Source organism: Stenotrophomonas sp. FW305-3-2-15-E-LB1, from assembly GCF_058787375.1.
Genome location: NZ_JBYSZR010000002.1, coordinates 81186 through 98817, shown reverse-complemented (window position 1 = coordinate 98817; position 17632 = coordinate 81186). Strand labels below are relative to the sequence as shown.

Below are 17632 nucleotides of genomic sequence, written 5' to 3'. Positions count from 1 at the left end.
AACCCCATGTCCAGCGTCCTTTCCACCGGTACCAGTGCCCTGCTCGCCTTCCAGCGTGCGTTGGCGACCACCAGCCATAACGTCGCCAACATCAACACGCCCGGCTACAGCCGGCAGAAGGTCGACTTCGCCACCGCCGATCCGCAGAACTACGGGTTTGGCGAGGTGGGCAGCGGCACCCGGATCACCGACATCCGCCGCGCTGCTGACCAGCTGGCGATCTCGCGGCTGCTCGACAGCAGCGGCGAACTCGCGCGCCTGAAGCAGCTGTCGACCATGGCCGACCGGGTCAACGCCCTGTTCTCCGATTCGGCCACGAACGTCGCCGGCTCCTGGTCCAACTTCTTCGATGCCGTCAGCGGCCTGTCGTCCAATGCCGCAGGCACGGCCGACCGGCAGAGCCTGCTCGATGGCGGCAAGGCCCTGGCCAGCCGCTTCGGCCAGCTCAACACGCAGATGAACAACCTCAGCAGCGAGGTCAACAACGGGCTCATCGCCGGTGCCACCGAAATCAACCGGCTGGCCCAGGAAATCGCCCAGATCAACGGTGCCATCGGCAGCAACGTGACCGACGCCGCGCCGGACCTGCTGGACCGCCGCGACCAGCTGATCTCGCAGCTGGTCGGCTACACCGGCGGCACCGCGGTCGTGCAGGATGGCGGCGTGATGAACGTCTACACCGCCGGCGGCAATGCGCTGGTGGTGGGCACGACGGCCTCCAAGGTCACCACGGTGACCGACCCCTACCAGCCCGAGCGCCTGCAGCTCGCCCTGCAGACCCAGGGCGGCACGATCACCCTGGACCCGAAGGCCGTGGGCGGGAAGATCGGCGGCATGCTCGAGTTCCGCGACACCGTGCTGACCCCGGCCCAGGCCGAACTGGGCAAGCTCGCGGTCGGCCTGGCCGAGAGCTTCAACCAGGCCCACCGCCAGGGCGTGGACCTGTATGGCCAGATGGGTGGCGACTTCTTCAACATCGGCAACCCGCGCGTCACCCCCAATACCAGCAACGCCGGCACCGGCAGCATCACGGCGACCTATGGCGACCTGTCCAAGCTGGATGCACAGAACATCGTGCTCAAGTTCGACGGCACGCAGTGGCAGGCCAGCCGCGCCGACACCGGCGCCAGCGTTGCCCTGACCGGCACTGGCAGCGCCACCGATCCGCTGGTGATCAACGGCGTCGAACTAGTGGTGAGCGGCACCCCGGCCACCAACGACCGGTTCCTGCTGCAGCCGACCGCCGGCGTGGCCGGCAGCCTGGAAACGGCCATCACCGATCCCTCGCGCATCGCGGCCGCCGCCGCCGTGAAGGGCACGGCAGCACTGGCCAACACCGGTACCGGCAAGCTGACCGGCGTTGCGGTGACCGACGTCGGCAACGCCAACCTGCGCGACCCTGCCGCGATCGTGTTCACCTCGGCCACGACCTACACCATCAATGGCGGGGCGCCGCAGACCTATACGCCCGGCCAGACCATCAGCGCCAACGGCTGGAGCTTCGTGCTGGATGGCGCGCCCAAGACCGGCGACACCTTCAACATCACCCCTACCCCGGCAGGCTCGTCCGACAACAGCAACGCCGCGCTGCTGGCCAAGGTCGAGGATGCCAAGGCATTCAACGCTGGCACGGTCACCCTCAACGGCGCGCTCGGTGGCCTGACCACCCAGGTCGGCGCCGCCGCACGCTCGGCCGAGTATTCGCTCGATGCGCAGCAGGTCATCTCGGACAAGGCGCAGTCCGCCCGCGACGAGATTTCCGGCGTGAACCTGGATGAAGAAGCCGCCGACATGCTGCGCCTGCAACAGGCCTACCAGGCCGCCTCGCAGCTGATCTCCACCGCCGACAACATGTTCCAGACCATCCTGGGAGCAATCCGCCGATGAGCAGCCGCATTTCCACCGGGATGATGTTCAACCAGTCGGTATCGCTGATGCTGGCCAAGCAGTCCAAGATCAGCCACCTCGAGCAGCAGATCGCCACCGGCAGCAAGATCAGCTCGGCCAAGGACGATCCGGTCGGTGCCGGCACCGCCGTTGGACTGGACCGCGTCGTGGCCGGCCTCGAGCAGCTCGGCAAGAACGCCAACAGCGTGCAGAACCGTCTTGGCCTGCAGGAAAACGCGCTGGCGCAGGTCAATGAACTGATGTCGCGCGCCGTTGAACTGAGCATCCAGGCCAACAGCCCGGTACCCAAGTCCAGTGACCTCAAGGCCATCGTCAGCGAACTGAAGACCATCCAGGACAGCCTGCTGTCGCTGGCCAACTCCCGCGATGGCAGCGGCCGCTACCTGTTCGGCGGCAGCAACGACGCCGATGCGCCGTTCAAGCTGTCCGGCGGCACGGTCACCTACAACGGCGACCAGAACCAGCGCCAGGTGGAGGTTGCGCCCGGCCAGCTGGTGTCCGATGCCCTGCCCGGCAGCGAGATCTTCATGCGCATCCCCACCGGCGATGGCCGCGTGGATGCCAGCGCTGCCGCCGGCAACAGTGGCAGCGGCCTGCTCACCTCCATCAGCCGCGATGGCAGCGGTAGTTGGGCCGGCGGCACGCTCAACGTGCGCTTCACCGGCACCGCCGAAGGGGCCTACGAGGTCGTGGACGGCAGCGGCACGGTGGTGGGCAGCGGCACCCACAAGCCCGGCGAAGACATCGTCGTGGCCGGCGTCAGCATGCGCATCGAAGGCGCGCCGGCGGCCGGGGACGAATTCAACATCAGCGACGCGGGTACCCGCGACATCTTCTCCACCCTGGACAACCTGGTCGCGGCACTGGAAACCGACCCGTCCACTGAAAGCCAGCGCACGGCACTGCAGAACACCCTGCAGTCGAGTATCCGCGACCTCAACCGGGCCTCGGAAACGATGATCGATGCCCGTGCCAAGGGCGGTGCGCAGCTGGCCGCCATCGATACCGCGGCCAGCGCCCGCGAAGCCACTGCCGTCACCGTCAAGAGCACGCTCTCGACGATGCGCGATCTCGACTACGCCGATGCGATCGGCCAATACAAGCTGGAGAACGCTGCCCTTCAAGCCGCCCAGACCATCTTCAGCCAGATGCAGGCGATGTCCCTGTTCAACAAGATCGGCTGACCCCTTCCCGTTCCACCTGACTTCCAGCACGGCGCGTCCCGCGCCTTTCCTCACCGAAACGAACCGAGCAACCACGGAGAAGCACCATGGCACAGATCATCAACACCAACACCATGTCGCTGAACGCTCAGCGCAACCTGACCACCAGCAGCAGCTCGCTGGCCACCTCGATCCAGCGCCTGTCCTCGGGCCTGCGCATCAACAGCGCCAAGGACGATGCCGCCGGCCTGGCCATTTCCGAGCGTTTCACCACGCAGATCCGTGGCATCAACCAGGCCGCGCGCAACGCCAACGACGGCATCTCGCTGGCCCAGACCGCCGAAGGCGCACTGGGTGAAGTGGGCAACAACCTGCAGCGCATCCGCGAACTGGCCGTCCAGGCCCGCAGCGCCACCAACTCCGCTTCCGACCGCCAGGCGCTGAACGCCGAAGTGCAGCTGCTGAAGCAGGAAATCCAGCGCGTCGCCGAACAGACCAACTTCAACGGCACCAGCCTGCTGGACGGCAGCTTCACCAACCAGGCCTTCCAGATCGGCGCCGACCAGGGCCAGACCATCAACATTTCGCAGATCGCCAATGCGAACGTGCACAAGCTGGGCGACTGGACCAGCGCCTCGACCCCGGCCAGCGTGACCGGCCAGGCCGCAACCGGCGGTGCGGCAGCTGCAACGCCGACCACCTCCGGCGTGTCGGGCAACTTCACTCCGGTTGCCTCTGCCGCTGCGGGTGGGTTCGCCTTCTCGGTGGGCGGCGTTGAAATCCATACCGCTGCTGCGGGTGATGCGGTCAGCGTGGCCGACCTCACCACCGCCCTGGCCAACAAGTCCGACGCGCTCGCTGCCGCCGGCATCACCATGACCGGCACCGTGGCCGCAGGCACGCTGGCGTTCTCGCGTGCCGATGGCAACGACATGGCGATCACCGTTACCGGTACCGGTGCCGGTGAAGGCTTCGCAACCGCAGCTTTCGCCACCAACCACCAGGACGGCACGCCTGCCGTCGCCGCTGATTACCCGGCCGTCACCGCCGGCCAGCTGACGCTGACCAAAGCCGATGGCAGCGGCGTGGTCGACATCACCGTCGGCGCCGCCAAGACCGCAACGGAGCGCAACACCCTGCTGGTGAATGCCATCAACGCCAAGACCCACGAAACCGGCGTGGCCGCATCGCTGATCGACGGCAAGGTGCAGCTGGAAAACAAGGAAGGCAACTTCACCATCGGCGGCACCCTGAGCGCGACCGAGCTGGCCAATGCCACCGGCCTGACCGCCGGCAGCAGCGCCACCACCGGTACCTCGTTCGCCGCAGGCACCACGCAGACCGGCTTTGCCGAGCTGGACATCTCCAACCAGGCCAACGCTGACAACGCCATCCTGGCCATGGATGCCGCGCTGCAGTCGATCAACTCGGCGCGTGCCGACCTGGGTGCGATCCAGAACCGCTTCACCTCGACCATCGCCAACCTGAACACCAACTCGGAAAACCTGTCCGCCGCCCGCAGCCGCATCCGCGACGTGGATTACGCGCAGGAAACCGCCGAGCTGACCCGTGGCCAGATCCTGCAGCAGGCCGGCACGGCCATGCTGGCCCAGGCCAACCAGGTGCCGCAGAACGTGCTGCGTCTGCTGCAGTCGTAACCGACGCCGCACCCTGAGCTGTACCGAGGCCCCGCCATGCAGATGGCGGGGCCTTTTCGTTTGCCCCGGGAAAAAAGCACCGAAACTTTCCTAAAGGCCGGAGGGGTAGTGCCGTTATTGATTTCAGCAGCGGTAGCACACCCCTTGGGGGGAAGCCAGCCACTGCCCCCCGAAACCGGTCAGGCTGCTCTGCCGGACACACTGCCAACAAGGAAACCGCACCATGGCACAAGTCATCAACACCAACACCATGTCGCTGAACGCCCAGCGCAACCTGAGCACCAGCGGCACCAACCTGGCCACCACCATTCAGCGCCTGTCCTCGGGCCTGCGCATCAACAGCGCCAAGGACGATGCCGCCGGCCTGGCCATCTCCGAGCGCTTCAGCACCCAGATCCGCGGCGCCAACCAGGCCGCCCGCAACGCCAACGACGGTATTTCGCTGGCCCAGACCGCTGAAGGCGCCCTGGGTGAAATCGGCAACAACCTGCAGCGCGTCCGTGAACTGGCCGTGCAGTCCCGCAGCGCCACCAACTCCGCTTCCGACCGCCAGGCGCTGAACGCCGAAGTGCAGCTGCTGAAGCAGGAAATCCAGCGCGTCGCCGAGCAGACCAACTTCAACGGCACCAGCCTGCTGGACGGCAGCTTCACCAACCAGGCCTTCCAGATCGGCGCCAACCAGGGCGAGACGATCAACATCTCGCAGGTTGCCAACGCCAACATCAGCAAGCTCGGCAACTGGACCAGCGCCACCACCTCGGCAACCGCCACCGGCGTTGTGCCGAACGGTGATGCCGTCGCCGCTGTCCCGGCTGTTGCCGCCACCAAGGCCATGGGTGCATTCACCGCGTCCGCCGGCGGCGATGCGACCAGCAGCGTTACCCAGACCTTCACTGCAGGCAGCGCCACCCTGGCTGTCACCGTGACGGGCGCTTCGGATGCAGCAAGCAACGCCGCTGCCTTCGTCACCGCCGGCTTCGGCGCCGACGGTACCGGCACCGTCAACGGCTTCAGCCTGGACCTGGGTGCGGCCACCACCATCGCTGGCGCCATCACCGCGGGCAGCCTGACGGTCTCCCGCGCTGACGGCACCAACTTCACCCGCGCCCAGACCGTCGCCGGCACTGCCTACGGCACCGCCCCGGGCTTCGCTGGCCCGACCGCCGCCAGCACCAACGGTGTGGCTGGCGAAGCAGCGATCCCGTCGAAGTTCGGCGCCGCCAGCTTCACCATCACCGGCACGCTGGATGGCGCTGCCACCTCGGCGGTGCAGATCGACCTGACCGCGGTCGGCTCGGCTGGCGATCGCGCCACCCAGCTGGTCAACGCCGTGAACGCCAAGACGCACGAAACCGGCGTCAGCGCAGCGCTGGTCGAGGGCAAGGTGCAGCTGACCGGCAAGGAAGGCGACTTCACCGTGGGCGTTGCTGGCTCGACCGACGCTGCCGACCTGCTGGAGCAGACCGGCCTGACCGCCGCTGCCACCACCAACTACGCCGCTGGCGGTGCCAAGACCGGCTTCGCCGATTTGGACATCTCCTCGGTCGGCGGTGCAGACAACGCCATCCTGGCGATGGACGCAGCCCTGAACTCGATCAACTCGGCCCGTGCCGACCTGGGCGCCATCCAGAACCGCTTCACCTCGGTGGTTGCCAACCTGAACACCTCGTCGGAGAACATGTCCGCAGCCCGCAGCCGCATCCGCGACGTGGACTACGCTTCGGAAACCGCCGAGCTGACCCGCAACCAGATCCTGCAGCAGGCCGGTACCGCCATGCTGGCCCAGGCCAACCAGTCCAGCCAGAACGTGCTGAGCCTGCTGCGCTGATCCAGCGGTAGTACCTTGCAGTAACGGGAAGGGGGCGAAAGCCCCCTTCTTCGTGCCCGGCGGCCGGTTGGCACGCGCCTTGCACCGGGTGGGGAAGCGTTTCAACGCTCAAGCTCGCCCATCCCCGGCCGATAGCAGGTGCAGGACACCTGAACGGCCCGTCCAAGAACAAGGATTCCCCGCATGGCCATCGGCACGATTGGTACAGGTCTCGACATTCCCTCGCTGGTTGCCCAGCTGACCGCCAAGGAACGCGAGCCCCGCGAAAACCAGATCAACTCGGCCGGCGTTGCGGCCAGCGCCAAACTGTCGGCGCTGGGCACCATCAAGAGCGGCATGACCACCCTGCAGACGGCGCTGAAGACGCTGGTGACGGGCATGGCCAAGCCCGGCATGAAGCTGACCACGCCCACCGAGTCGAACTTCACCGCCGCGCTGGATACCAGCACCACGGCCGGCAAGGCCGCGGCGGGTACCCACCAGGTGGAAGTCAAATCACTGGCGCAGAACCAGAAGCTGAGCTCGCAGGCCTACACCAAGGATGCCGTCGTGGGTGACGGTACGCTGTCGATTGCCTACGGCGACAAGACCATCAACGTGGAGATCGAAGCCGGCGCGACGCTGGAGAAGATCGCTGCGGAAATCAACTCGGCCGCGCAGAGCAAGGGCGTCACCGCTGCGGTGGTCACCGCCGACGATGGCCAGCACCTGGTGCTCACCGCCGTCGATTCGGGCACCAAGGGCGCGCTGAAGGTCAGCGCCAGCGGCGGCAATGGCGGGCTGTCCAGCCTGGTCTATGACGGCACCGACGCCTCGAAAATGAGCGAAATGGTGCCGGCCAAGGATGCCGTGGTCGTGGTCGATGGCTTCACCCGTACCAGCAGCTCCAACACCATCACCGACCTGGTGCCCGGTGTCAGCCTGACCTTGACCAAGGCCAAGGAAGGCGAGCCGCAGACGCTGACCATCGCCCCCGACAACAGCACGCTGAAAACCAACCTCAACGCGTTCATCACCGCCTACAACTCGATCCAGTCGACGCTGAAGAGCTCCAGCGCCTACAACGCCGAAACCAACACCGCCTCGACGATGACCGGCGATGCCATGGTGCGCGGCCTGCAGCAGCAGCTGCGTACGCAGCTGAGCAGCAACGTCAACGATCTGAAGGACCTGGGCCTGACCATCGCCGCCGATGGCACCCTGAGCCTGGATGCGGCCAAGCTGGACACCGCGCTGTCGAAGAACCCGGAAGCGGCCAACAAGCTGTTCGGTGCCGAAGGTGCGCTGGCCAAGCCGATGACCGAGCTGATGAAGAGCACCCTGGATACCACCAGCGGCACGATTACCCAGCGCCAGGCCACCTTGAACAAGCAGATCAAGGCGCTGGAAAAGCAGCTGGACGATCTCGACAAGAGCATGGAAAAAGTGTCCGACCGCTACACCAAGCAGTTCACCGCGATGGAGAAGATGGTCTCGCAGATGCAGTCCGCCAGCGGCTCGCTGATCGACCAGCTCGGCTGATCCACGCGCTTTTCCCGTGCAGGTGGCACTCAAGTAGCACGCCACCTGCGCCGATAACAGGTTAGACCCCGTGCCGAACCCATGCCCCTACCCGCGCGGATGGGCAGGCATTCCAGGAGATTCCATATATGTACGGTTCCAATCGGCAGTTCGCCGAGCAGTACCGCAAGGTCGGTGTGACCACCTCGGTCGTGGACGCAGATCCGCACAAGCTGGTGGCCCTGCTGCTGGCCGGTGCATGCGAGCGCATCCGCACCGCTGAAGCCTCGCTGCAGCAGAATGACCAGGCGCGCAAGGGCAAGGCCATCGGCGAAGCCTGTGCGATCGTCGGCCACCTGCATGGTTCGCTCGACCATGAGGCCGGCGGCGAGATCGCCGGCAACCTGTCGGCGCTGTACGACTTCGTCATCATGCGCCTGACCGAAGGCAACCTGCACAACGATTCCACCGCGCTGCAGGAAGCGCTGGGCCTGATGGTCGAAATCGACTCGGCCTGGAACGCCATTCCGGCCGACCAGCGCCACATCAAGGCGGTGGCACCGTGAACCTGCAATCACTGCACGATTCGCTGGACACGCTCGACGCCAGCCTGCCGGGCGATGACTACGACACCAGCGAGCGCCTGATGGCCGAGCACCTGCAGGCCGTGGCCGCACTGTCGATGGTGGTCGAGCGCCCCAGCAACGAGGCCATCCTTGCCCTGCGCGACCACCAGCAGCGCGTGCTGGCCCGCATGATCGGCCTGCGCGACGAAGCCGCCGCACACCTCAAGCACACGGGCCGCTCCCTTCGCGCCGCCCATGCGTACCTGAAGGCAGAATCGCTGGCATGACCCTGCTGCCGACCACGTCGCTGCACCACCCTGCCGAGAGCGAGCTGTTCGATGAAACGCTCAGCTGCGAACTGGCCCTGCCGGCCGAGTTCCAGGCCGGCAGTGCGGCGGGCCGCACCAGCAGTGCCGAAGGCCTGCTGCGCAGCCTGGCGCTGGTGGAGGACAGCCGCGGGGACGAGCACGACGAACGCAGCGAAGCCAGCCTGCAGATCCAGCGCCTGGAAGCCAAGCTGGACCTGACCATGGTGCTGCTGGGCCGCCTGGTGCGCCAGCAGGGCCAGGACCTGCCCCTGCGCCCGGTGCGCTGGTCGCGCCGCGGCATCCGCCTGCAGCTGGGCCCGCGCAGCGGCGCCCTGCCCGGCCAGGCCGGGGTGGTACGCCTGCAGCCCAGCGACTGGCTGCCCGACAACATCGACCTGCCGGTGGACGTGATCGCCGAAGCGGCCGATGGCAGCGGCGGCCACTTCCTGTGGCTGCGCTTCAACCGCCTTGGCGATGGCCTGGAAATGGCCATGGAACGGCACTTGTTCCGTTTGCATCGGCGTCAGGTTGCCGAAGCGCGGCGAGCGCGCTGAAACCTGGCACCCGGCAGCGGGACGGACGGCCCTTGGCGTGCCCGTTCAGCTAAGTTAAGGTGGTCTCCCCTCACGGACCAGCAACGTGCCTGTGCGAGTTCTCATCGTCGACGATCACACCCTGGTTCGGGCCGGCCTGGCGCGACTGCTGCAGGGGTTTGCCGATGTGCAGCTGGTGGCCGAGGCGAGCAACGCCGAGCAGGCCCTGCAGATGGCCCTGCAGCACGCACCCGACGTGGTCCTGATGGATCTGTCCCTGCCCGGCCGTACCGGCCTGGAAGCGCTGAGCGACATCCGCCTGCGCTCGCCCGGTACGCGCATCGTGATGATGACCATGCACGACGACGCCGCCCATGTGCGCGATGCACTGGACCGTGGCGCCGTGGGTTTCGTGGTGAAGGATGCCGCCCCGCAGGAGCTGGAACTGGCGCTGCGCGCCGCGCACGCCGGCCAGGTGTTCCTCAGCCCGCAGATCTCGGCCAAGATGCTGGCACCGATGCTGGGCCGTGAGAAGCCCACGGGCATCGCCGCCCTGTCGCCGCGCCAGCGCGAGATCCTGCGCCGCATCGGCAAAGGTGAGAGCAATAAGGAAATCGCCGCCGACCTCGGTATCAGCGTGAAAACGGTGGAGACCCACCGCGCCCGCATGATGGAGTCGCTCGGCTGCCGCCGCGCCAACGACCTGCTGCTGCTGGCAGCACGGCACCAGCACGAGCTCGAGTAGAGTCGACCGTTGGTCGACTGTGCTCTGCCTCGTCGGTAGAGTCGACCGTTGGTCGACTGCACTTTGCGCGGGAGTCGACTGACAGTCGACTCTACCCCCCGTCCCGGCCCGCGCGGCGACGACAGGATTCCGTCACCCCGACACGCCCTGACGGAATTCCGTACACACAGGCGCCCCGGACGCGCAGCCCGGCCACCACAAATCAACAACTTGGCGCGGAACATCGTCAACTTCCCGCGACGCTGTAGGGAATACCCCTACAACCTGTCGGGAATACCACCAGCGCACTCAGGAACCCCCCGATTCCGCCTGCCCGGGATCAAAAGCAAGATGTGTTCCACAAGGCGTCGGGGAGCGGCGCCGGGGAACTGAAATGAAGGCTGCACTTTCGACCCAGCTGGGCCAGACGCTTCACCTCACGCCGCAGCTGCTGCAGTCGATCCGACTGCTGCAACTGGACGGCCTGCACCTGGAACAGGAAATCCAGCGCCTGCTGGATTCCAACCCGCTGCTGGAAATCGAGGACGCTGAAGCACCGGCGGCCGACGCCACCGACGCCAGCACCACCACCCTGGAAACGGCAGCCTTCGATGAGCTGCCCGAGTCGTCCATGTGGGACGTGGCCGGCAGCAGCTGGCAGGATGGCGACGACGACCGCATGGCGCGCATCGCTGCGGGCGAGTCCAGCGACCCGCAGCTGCGCGTGCTGCAGCGCCTGGCCCTGGACCTGGACGAGCGCGAGCTGGCCGTGGCGGCCTTCTGGCTGGAGCACTGCGACGAAGCCGGCTACCTGCAGGCCCCGCTGGACCAACTGCAGCTGCTGGCCAGTGCGCAGTTCGATATCGATGGCGCTGGCGTGGAAGCCATCCGCCAGCAGCTGCTGCACGGCGAACCGGCCGGCATGGCCGCGCAGGACCTGCGCGAAGGCCTTCTGGCGCAGCTGTACAGCCTGCACGGCGTGGTACCGGCCCGGCACCTGGCCGCACGCATTCTGGAAGGCGCGCTGGAAGCCCTGGCCGCGCACGACTACCCTGCCCTGGCCCGCCAGCACGACGCCGAAGTGGACGACGTCCGCGAGGCCGTGCGCCTGATCCTGTCACTGCAGCCGCGCCCGGGCGACAGCCTGCTGCCCGAGCGAAATGCGGTGGTGGTGCCCGACGTGGTCGCCTGGCACGCCGATGAGCAGTGGAAGGTGGCCCTGAACCCGGCCACCAGCCGCCGTGTGTCGATCAACAGCCAGTACGAACAGGCGCTGGCCGAAACCAGCGACGCCGCCCCGGCCCTGCGCGAAATGCTGCAGGAAGCACGCTGGTTCAGCCGCGGCCTGTCGATGCGCTACGACACCCTGCTGCGCACCGCGCGGGTGATCGTCGAGCGCCAGGCCGCGTTCCTGGTGCGTGGCGAGGAAGCCATGGCACCGCTGACCCTGAAGGAAGTGGCCGAAGCGATCGGCATGCACGAATCCACGGTGTCCCGCATCACCACCGGCAAGTTCCTGCAGACCCCCCGCGGCACCTTCGAACTGAAGCACTTCTTCGCCGTGCGCCTGGAAGGCGCCAGCGTCTCCGGCCAGGCCGTCAAGGCAATGGTGCGCCGCCTGATCGACGCCGAACCGGCCGGTCGCCCGCTGGCTGACGAGGCCATCGCCGGCCTGCTGTCGCGCCAGGGGGTGAACATTGCCCGCCGAACCGTCGCAAAATACCGCGAACAACTGGATATCGCCCCGGCCCGCGAACGGCGCCGGCTCAGCGCCAGGCAACCACAGCTGGCCCGCGTGGGCTGAAAAGGATGTTGGACATGAACAAGCTCACAGTTCTGCTGGTCGATGACCATGAGGGATTCATCAACGCGGCGATGCGCCACTTCCGCAAGATCGACTGGCTGCAGATCGTCGGCAGCGCCGGCAACGGCCTGGAAGCGATCGAGCGTTCCGAGTCGCTGCGCCCGCAGGTGGTGCTGATGGACCTGGCAATGCCGGAAATGGGTGGCCTGCAGGCCACCCGGCTGATCAAGTCGCAGGACGATGCCCCGTACATCGTGATCGCCAGCCACTTCGACGACGTCGAGCACCGCGAGCACGCGCTGCGCGCCGGCGCCGACAATTTCGTCAGCAAGTTGTCGTACATCCAGGAAGTCATGCCGATCCTGGAAGGCCTCAGGGAGGATCGATCGTGAGTGAATCGCGCATCCTTGTGCTGGACAACGACGCCGTGCGTGCCGAGCGCACCGTTGCCCTGCTGGAATTCATGGACTTCAATCCGCGCTGGGTCTCCGACGCGGCCGACTTCGACCTGGGCCGCCAGCGCCAGAACGACTGGATGGCGGTGATCGTCGGCAGCCTGGACGACAGCGCTGCCAGTACCGCGCTGTACGCCTGGCTGGGCGGCAGCAGCCTGCCGCCGCCGGTGCTGCTGGCCGACGGTGAAGCTGCGGCGTTTGCCCAGCAGCACGGCCTGCACGAAGCCAACATCTGGCCGCTGGAAGCCCCGCTGCGCCATGCGCAGATGGAAGCCCTGCTGCGCCGCGCCAGCCTCAAGCGCCTGGATGCCGAGCACCAGGCCGGTGCCGTGCAGGACCAGGGCCCGACCGGCAACGGCCCGGCCGTGACCGGACTGCGCACGATGATCGAGCAGGTGGCCGCCTTCGACACCACCGTGCTGGTGCTGGGCGAATCGGGCACGGGCAAGGAAGTCGTCTCGCGTTCGATCCACCAGCGCTCGCCGCGCCGGGATGGCCCGTTCGTGGCGATCAACTGCGGCGCCATTCCCGCCGACCTGCTGGAAAGCGAGCTGTTCGGCCACGAAAAGGGTGCCTTCACCGGCGCGCTGACCGCCCGCAAGGGCCGTTTTGAAATGGCCGAAGGTGGCACCCTGCTGCTGGACGAGATCGGCGACATGAGCCTGCCGATGCAGGTGAAGCTGCTGCGCGTGCTGCAGGAGCGCAGCTTCGAGCGCGTCGGTGGCAACCAGACCATCCGCTGCAACGTGCGCGTGGTCGCCGCGACCCACCGCGACCTGGAAACGCGCATCGCCGAAGGCAAGTTCCGCGAGGATCTGTTCTACCGCCTCAACGTCTTCCCGATCGAAGTGCCGGCGCTGCGCGAGCGTCGCGAAGACCTGCCGGCGCTGGTGGAAACCATCGCCATGCAGCTCGGCCGCACCGGCCGCGGCGAAGTGCGCTTCACCCCCGAAGCGCTGCAGGCCTTGGCCAGCTACGAGTGGCCCGGCAACGTGCGCGAACTGACCAACCTGGTCGAGCGCCTGGCCGTGCTGCATCCGGGTGGCTCGGTGCGCGTGCAGGACCTGCCGGCCCGCTACCGTGGCGATGCCGCGCTGGCACCGGTAGCGCCCCCCGCGCCGGCGCCGGTCGCCGCCAGCGAGGAACGCCTGGACCTGCGCAGCTTCTCCTTCCACACCCCCGGCAGCGGCGGCCAGCCGGCGCTGGAACACGGCATCGCCGTGAACCGTGGCACCGCGCCTGCAGCCCTGCCGGACGACGGCCTGGACCTGCGCAACCACATGGCAACGATTGAACTGGGCCTGATCAACGAAGCCCTGGAACGCACCCAGGGCGTGGTCGCCCACGCCGCCCAGTTGCTTGGCCTGCGCCGCACCACCCTGGTGGAAAAGCTGCGCAAGTACGGCATCGAACGCGAGCAGGCCGAACTGGCTGGCTGAGCAGCCTGACCCGCATGAAAGGAACACGAACGCCCGGGCTTGCCCGGGCGTTCTTTTTTCTGGCGCCGCTGCATGCGTAGATCCACGCCGCGCGTGGATGAGGGATTCGGCTACACGACTGCGTTTACAACTTCTCCTAAAGGCACCGGTGAAATATGCCGGTAGCTTTGCCAAGATGGAAAATTCAACCAGATCGCCAACGCTTGACTTGACGCCAATCAGTCAGGAAGAGATCGATCACTCCGCCCTGCTGCTCGAAGCACAGCGGCTGTCGTACCGTCTTGCGCCGTATGCCAACAACAACACGATGTTCCATCCGCGCCTGCAGCGACACGAGACTCATGATCGCACCCTGGCGATCTTCGGACGCGTGTTGGGCGGACTGTTCTTCGTGGACCTGAAAGATGGTTCAGTAGGACTGCTTCCAATCAGCTCCGAAGCAGCGCCCCAATACTGCAATTCAGATCTGCGTAGCTTCGCAGCATTCCACAGCGCGTTCATGGCAGCAATCCGGCCTCTGCTGAACTCCAGTGGTGGCTTGGCGGAATCCACGCTCACGGAACTAGAGGCCACGTTCCGGATCTGCGATGCGGCTTCAATGGCGGACGAGAGCAGCTTCTGGCCCACATGCCTTTACGAGCTGTCAGAAGGGTTCTTTCCTCTTTCATCCGAGAAGGTGGAACTACACCGGTCGCTCGGAATCGATCTCGGCTATCCCTGGTAGTAATCGGCTCAATCAAGCTCTGCGGCCCCGGACCCGGGTTGGGTCGGAGCCCTTTCGTCTGTAGAGGGGTCCGGCCTGCATTGCGCTTACACGTTTTCCTAAAGACAACCGACCCCGAACTGCGGTGCATTGCAGGGACACCCCAAGGAAGTCCCACCATGCGTCGAAGCACCCTGCTCGCCACCCTGCTCTGCCCGGCCCTCGCTACCGCCGCCGACTGCACCCTGCCCACCACGCTGGACCAACGCCGGGCGCATGGTGCAGGTCAGCTTTGCCGGTAACCAGTACGTGCTGGACATCCTCGGCACCGGCCTGAGCATCGGCGGCAGCTACCGCTACCAGCGGCTGGCCCCGCACATCGCTGAGATCCGGATGACTGAAAACCACCCGGCCGGCCCCGCCCACTACACCCTGCTGCTGACCTGCCTGAGCGACCAGCAGGGCCGGTTCATCTACACCCAGCACGACGGCCCCATCGCACCGCGCCAGCGCCAGATTTCCGGCCACCCGGCCCTGCAGCCCCAGGCCAAAAAACCGACGCCGGTGAAATGACGCATCCGCCGGGGTCAGGCTTCGTGCCGACCAACGGTCAGCACCCACCAACAGCAACAGGCCGACCAACAGTCGGCACCCACCCTCATCAGAAGCACCACCATCGGCAGCAGGTTCCAACAGATCGCGGAAATCTGTCGAAGGCGGGGTGGGTCCGGTTGAGGGGGCGTGAGCCGCATGGATGCGGCGACCGAGCTTACATGGACGTACTTGCAGCGTCCCCCTCAACCGGACCCACCCCGCCAACCCACGGATAGCCAGCTCTTGCCGTTGCTCCTGCTGTTGCCGACCAACGGTCGGCACCCACCAACAACAGCGCAGCCCTGCCAACACCCCAACCCCCACCCTCACCTCACTGAATCGAAAACCGGTTTCGGCACGCCGCTTGCAACTGCTCCAGCGAACACCCCCATCCCTGTTTCTGGAACCGTTGCAGATGTCCCACTCCGTCACTTCGATCCTCTCCCAGATCCGCTCCTATCAGACCCAGATGGGACAGCCGGCGGCGCTCAATCCGCTGGCCGAAGCGCCGCGTAGCAATGCCCTGCCGGGCACGGTGCTGGATGCACCGCAGGTCCAGCCCGCCAGCTTCACCGAGACCCTGCGCGGCGCCATCGCCGGCGTCAACGACGCCCAGCAGAAGTCCGGCGCCCTGGCCAAGGCCTTCGAACTGGGCGAACCCGGCGCCGACCTGGCCAAGGTGATGGTCGCCTCGCAGCAGTCCCAGATCGCCTTCCGCGCCACCGTGGAAGTCCGCAACCGTCTCGTCCAGGCTTACCAGGACGTGATGAACATGCCGCTGTAAGGAACATTGACGCATGGCACTGACGCTCTCCAAGGAAACCCTGAACGCCGAAAAGGCCGGGCAGTGGTTCGACCGCCTGCAGAGTCTGCAGATCACCCGCCGCCTGGGCCTGATGGCGATGATCGCAGTGGCGGTGGCGGCAGGCCTGTTCGTGTTCTTCTGGTCGCAGAAGCCCGGCATGGTCCCGCTGTACACCGGCCTGGACCAGAAGGCGACCGCAGAAGCGACCGACCTGCTGCGCGCGGCACAGATTCCGTTCGAGCTGGACCCGGCCACCGGTGGCATCACCGTGCCGGAAAAGAACCTGCACGACGCCCGCCTGAAGCTGGCCGGCTCCGGACTGACCGACAGCGGCAAGCTCGGCTTCGAGCTGATGGAACGTGATCCCGGCTTCGGCGTCAGCCAGTTCGTCGAAAGCGCACGCTACCAGCACGCGCTGGAAACCGAGCTGTCGCGCACCATCAACACGCTGCGCCCGGTGCGCGATTCGCGCGTGCATCTGGCCATTCCCAAGCCCAGCGCCTTCACCCGCCAGCGTGACGTGGCCAGTGCCTCGGTCACCCTGGAACTGCGCGGCGGCCAGCAGCTGGAGCGCAGCCAGGTCGACGCCATCGTGCACATGGTGGCCGCCAGCATTCCCGACCTGGCCCCGGAACGGGTGACCATCGTCGACCAGAGCGGGCGCATGCTCAGCGTCAGCGACCCCAACAGCGAAGCGGCCGTCAACGCCGCCCAGTTCGAGCAGGTGCGCCGCCAGGAAACCTCGTTCAACCAGCGCATCCGCGAACTGCTGGAACCGATGACCGGCCCCGGCCGCGTCAACCCGGAAGTGAGCGTGGACATGGATTTCTCGGTGACCGAGGAAGCCCGCGAACTCTACAACGGTGAACCGCAGAAGCTGCGCAGCGAGCAGATGAGCGAGAACACCACCAGCACCCCGGGCCCGCAGGGCGTGCCGGGCGCGACCAGCAACAGCCCGCCGGGCCAGCAGGCCGCACCGCCCACCGCGCAGGCGCCGACCGAAAGCAGCAAGAACGCCACCCGCAACTACGAGCTGGACCGCACCCTGCAGCACACCCGCCAGCCGGCCGGCCGCATCAAGCGCGTCTCGGTGGCGGTGCTGGTGGACAACGTGCCGCGTGCCGGTGCCAACGGCAAGGTCACCCCGCAGCCGCTGGCCGCTGCCGAGCTGACCCGCGTCGAAGCGCTGGTGAAGCAGGCGGTGGGCTTCAACGCCGAACGTGGCGACACCGTGTCGGTGATGAACGCGCCGTTCGTGCGCGACACCACCCCGGTTGAAGGCCCGGCCTGGTGGGAACTGCCGTGGGTGTTCGATGCCGGCCGCATGCTGCTGGGCGCGGTGGTGGTGCTGGCCCTGCTGTTCGGCGTGCTGCGCCCTGCCCTGCGCGGCATCACCGGGCAGAACAAGAAGGATGAAAACACCGAGCTGGAGCCGCACACCGCGGACGTACAGCTGGTGGATGACGATGGCACTCCGTTGCCCGCGCTGGGCGCTGACCGCGTCAGCCTAGCCGGGGCGGACCCACTGGCCCTGCCGGTGGATTCTTATGAGGAACGACTGCGGATGGCCCGTGAAGCCGTGAAGACCGACTCCAAGCGCGTGGCCCAGGTGGTCAAGGGCTGGGTGGCCAATGACTGACGTAC

16 protein-coding genes and 1 pseudogene are annotated in these 17632 nt (G+C 66.7%); all 17 read left to right on the top strand.

Annotated features, from left to right (window positions below; translation table 11 throughout):
• Positions 1-6 precede the first annotated feature (6 nt).
• The 17 genes and pseudogenes from flgK (at position 7) to fliF (ending at position 17627) form a co-directional block, all read left to right on the top strand.
• Positions 7-1887 carry a flagellar hook-associated protein FlgK gene (gene flgK / locus AC3WL7_RS02150; RefSeq protein ID WP_283220290.1) on the top strand — a complete coding sequence of 627 codons (1881 nt, stop codon included), beginning with the start codon at positions 7-9 and terminating at the stop codon, positions 1885-1887.
• Positions 1884-3092 carry a flagellar hook-associated protein FlgL gene (gene flgL / locus AC3WL7_RS02145; protein WP_492749147.1) on the top strand — a complete coding sequence of 403 codons (1209 nt, stop codon included), beginning with the start codon at positions 1884-1886 and terminating at the stop codon, positions 3090-3092. Before flgK ends, flgL begins: the two co-directional genes overlap by 4 nt.
• An 86-nt stretch (positions 3093-3178) precedes the next feature.
• Positions 3179-3922: pseudogene (locus AC3WL7_RS02140) on the top strand (flagellin N-terminal helical domain-containing protein); the annotation flags it as partial.
• Positions 3923-3946: 24 nt separating this feature from the next.
• On the top strand, positions 3947-4729 hold the full coding sequence (locus tag AC3WL7_RS02135; RefSeq protein WP_492749312.1) for a flagellin: 783 nt from the start codon (positions 3947-3949) through the stop codon (positions 4727-4729).
• A 223-nt stretch (positions 4730-4952) separates the two neighbouring features.
• Positions 4953-6557 carry a flagellin N-terminal helical domain-containing protein gene (locus tag AC3WL7_RS02130; RefSeq protein WP_492749146.1) on the top strand — a complete coding sequence of 535 codons (1605 nt, stop codon included), beginning with the start codon at positions 4953-4955 and terminating at the stop codon, positions 6555-6557.
• Between the two features lie 183 nt (positions 6558-6740).
• Positions 6741-8078 carry a flagellar filament capping protein FliD gene (gene fliD / locus AC3WL7_RS02125; RefSeq protein ID WP_079221832.1) on the top strand — a complete coding sequence of 446 codons (1338 nt, stop codon included), beginning with the start codon at positions 6741-6743 and terminating at the stop codon, positions 8076-8078.
• Positions 8079-8206: 128 nt separating this feature from the next.
• A complete protein-coding gene (gene fliS / locus AC3WL7_RS02120) occupies positions 8207-8623 on the top strand; it encodes a flagellar export chaperone FliS (protein ID WP_492749145.1) in 417 nt (138 codons plus the stop codon).
• The gene (locus AC3WL7_RS02115) at positions 8620-8910 is read left to right on the top strand and encodes a hypothetical protein (RefSeq protein WP_079221830.1); all 291 of its coding nucleotides are present in this window, start codon (positions 8620-8622) and stop codon (positions 8908-8910) included. The genes fliS and AC3WL7_RS02115 overlap by 4 nt, the downstream gene beginning before the upstream one ends.
• Positions 8907-9485 carry a PilZ domain-containing protein gene (locus AC3WL7_RS02110; protein ID WP_079221829.1) on the top strand — a complete coding sequence of 193 codons (579 nt, stop codon included), beginning with the start codon at positions 8907-8909 and terminating at the stop codon, positions 9483-9485. The genes AC3WL7_RS02115 and AC3WL7_RS02110 overlap by 4 nt, the downstream gene beginning before the upstream one ends.
• Before the next feature lie 91 nt (positions 9486-9576).
• Positions 9577-10209, top strand: coding sequence for a response regulator (locus tag AC3WL7_RS02105; protein ID WP_079221828.1), 633 nt, complete (start codon positions 9577-9579; stop codon positions 10207-10209).
• Positions 10210-10582: 373 nt separating this feature from the next.
• The gene (gene rpoN, locus AC3WL7_RS02100) at positions 10583-11992 is read left to right on the top strand and encodes an RNA polymerase factor sigma-54 (RefSeq protein WP_079221827.1); all 1410 of its coding nucleotides are present in this window, start codon (positions 10583-10585) and stop codon (positions 11990-11992) included.
• 14 nt (positions 11993-12006) lie between these two features.
• A complete protein-coding gene (locus AC3WL7_RS02095) occupies positions 12007-12384 on the top strand; it encodes a response regulator (protein ID WP_049460600.1) in 378 nt (125 codons plus the stop codon).
• Positions 12381-13886 carry a sigma-54 dependent transcriptional regulator gene (locus tag AC3WL7_RS02090; protein ID WP_200733804.1) on the top strand — a complete coding sequence of 502 codons (1506 nt, stop codon included), beginning with the start codon at positions 12381-12383 and terminating at the stop codon, positions 13884-13886. Before AC3WL7_RS02095 ends, AC3WL7_RS02090 begins: the two co-directional genes overlap by 4 nt.
• Before the next feature lie 148 nt (positions 13887-14034).
• Positions 14035-14610, top strand: a complete 576-nt coding sequence (locus tag AC3WL7_RS02085) for an SUKH-4 family immunity protein (RefSeq protein ID WP_492749144.1) — start codon at positions 14035-14037, stop codon at positions 14608-14610.
• Between the two features lie 255 nt (positions 14611-14865).
• Entirely contained in the window at positions 14866-15162 is a 297-nt protein-coding gene (locus AC3WL7_RS02080; RefSeq protein WP_492749143.1) for a hypothetical protein, read from the top strand.
• A gap of 436 nt (positions 15163-15598) precedes the next feature.
• On the top strand, positions 15599-15967 hold the full coding sequence (fliE, locus tag AC3WL7_RS02075; protein ID WP_108746650.1) for a flagellar hook-basal body complex protein FliE: 369 nt from the start codon (positions 15599-15601) through the stop codon (positions 15965-15967).
• 13 nt (positions 15968-15980) lie between these two features.
• Positions 15981-17627, top strand: coding sequence for a flagellar basal-body MS-ring/collar protein FliF (gene fliF, locus AC3WL7_RS02070; protein ID WP_079221822.1), 1647 nt, complete (start codon positions 15981-15983; stop codon positions 17625-17627).
• Positions 17628-17632 lie beyond the last annotated feature (5 nt).

Coding starts and splice junctions, on each gene's coding strand:
- AC3WL7_RS02110 (WP_079221829.1), top strand. CDS start 8,907: ATGACCCTGCTGCCGACCACGTCGCTGCACCACCCTGCCGAGAGCGAG.
- AC3WL7_RS02080 (WP_492749143.1), top strand. CDS start 14,866: ATGGTGCAGGTCAGCTTTGCCGGTAACCAGTACGTGCTGGACATCCTC.
- fliE (WP_108746650.1), top strand. CDS start 15,599: ATGTCCCACTCCGTCACTTCGATCCTCTCCCAGATCCGCTCCTATCAG.
- AC3WL7_RS02095 (WP_049460600.1), top strand. CDS start 12,007: ATGAACAAGCTCACAGTTCTGCTGGTCGATGACCATGAGGGATTCATC.
- fliS (WP_492749145.1), top strand. CDS start 8,207: ATGTACGGTTCCAATCGGCAGTTCGCCGAGCAGTACCGCAAGGTCGGT.
- AC3WL7_RS02135 (WP_492749312.1), top strand. CDS start 3,947: ATGACCGGCACCGTGGCCGCAGGCACGCTGGCGTTCTCGCGTGCCGAT.
- fliD (WP_079221832.1), top strand. CDS start 6,741: ATGGCCATCGGCACGATTGGTACAGGTCTCGACATTCCCTCGCTGGTT.
- AC3WL7_RS02130 (WP_492749146.1), top strand. CDS start 4,953: ATGGCACAAGTCATCAACACCAACACCATGTCGCTGAACGCCCAGCGC.
- rpoN (WP_079221827.1), top strand. CDS start 10,583: ATGAAGGCTGCACTTTCGACCCAGCTGGGCCAGACGCTTCACCTCACG.
- flgK (WP_283220290.1), top strand. CDS start 7: ATGTCCAGCGTCCTTTCCACCGGTACCAGTGCCCTGCTCGCCTTCCAG.
- fliF (WP_079221822.1), top strand. CDS start 15,981: ATGGCACTGACGCTCTCCAAGGAAACCCTGAACGCCGAAAAGGCCGGG.
- flgL (WP_492749147.1), top strand. CDS start 1,884: ATGAGCAGCCGCATTTCCACCGGGATGATGTTCAACCAGTCGGTATCG.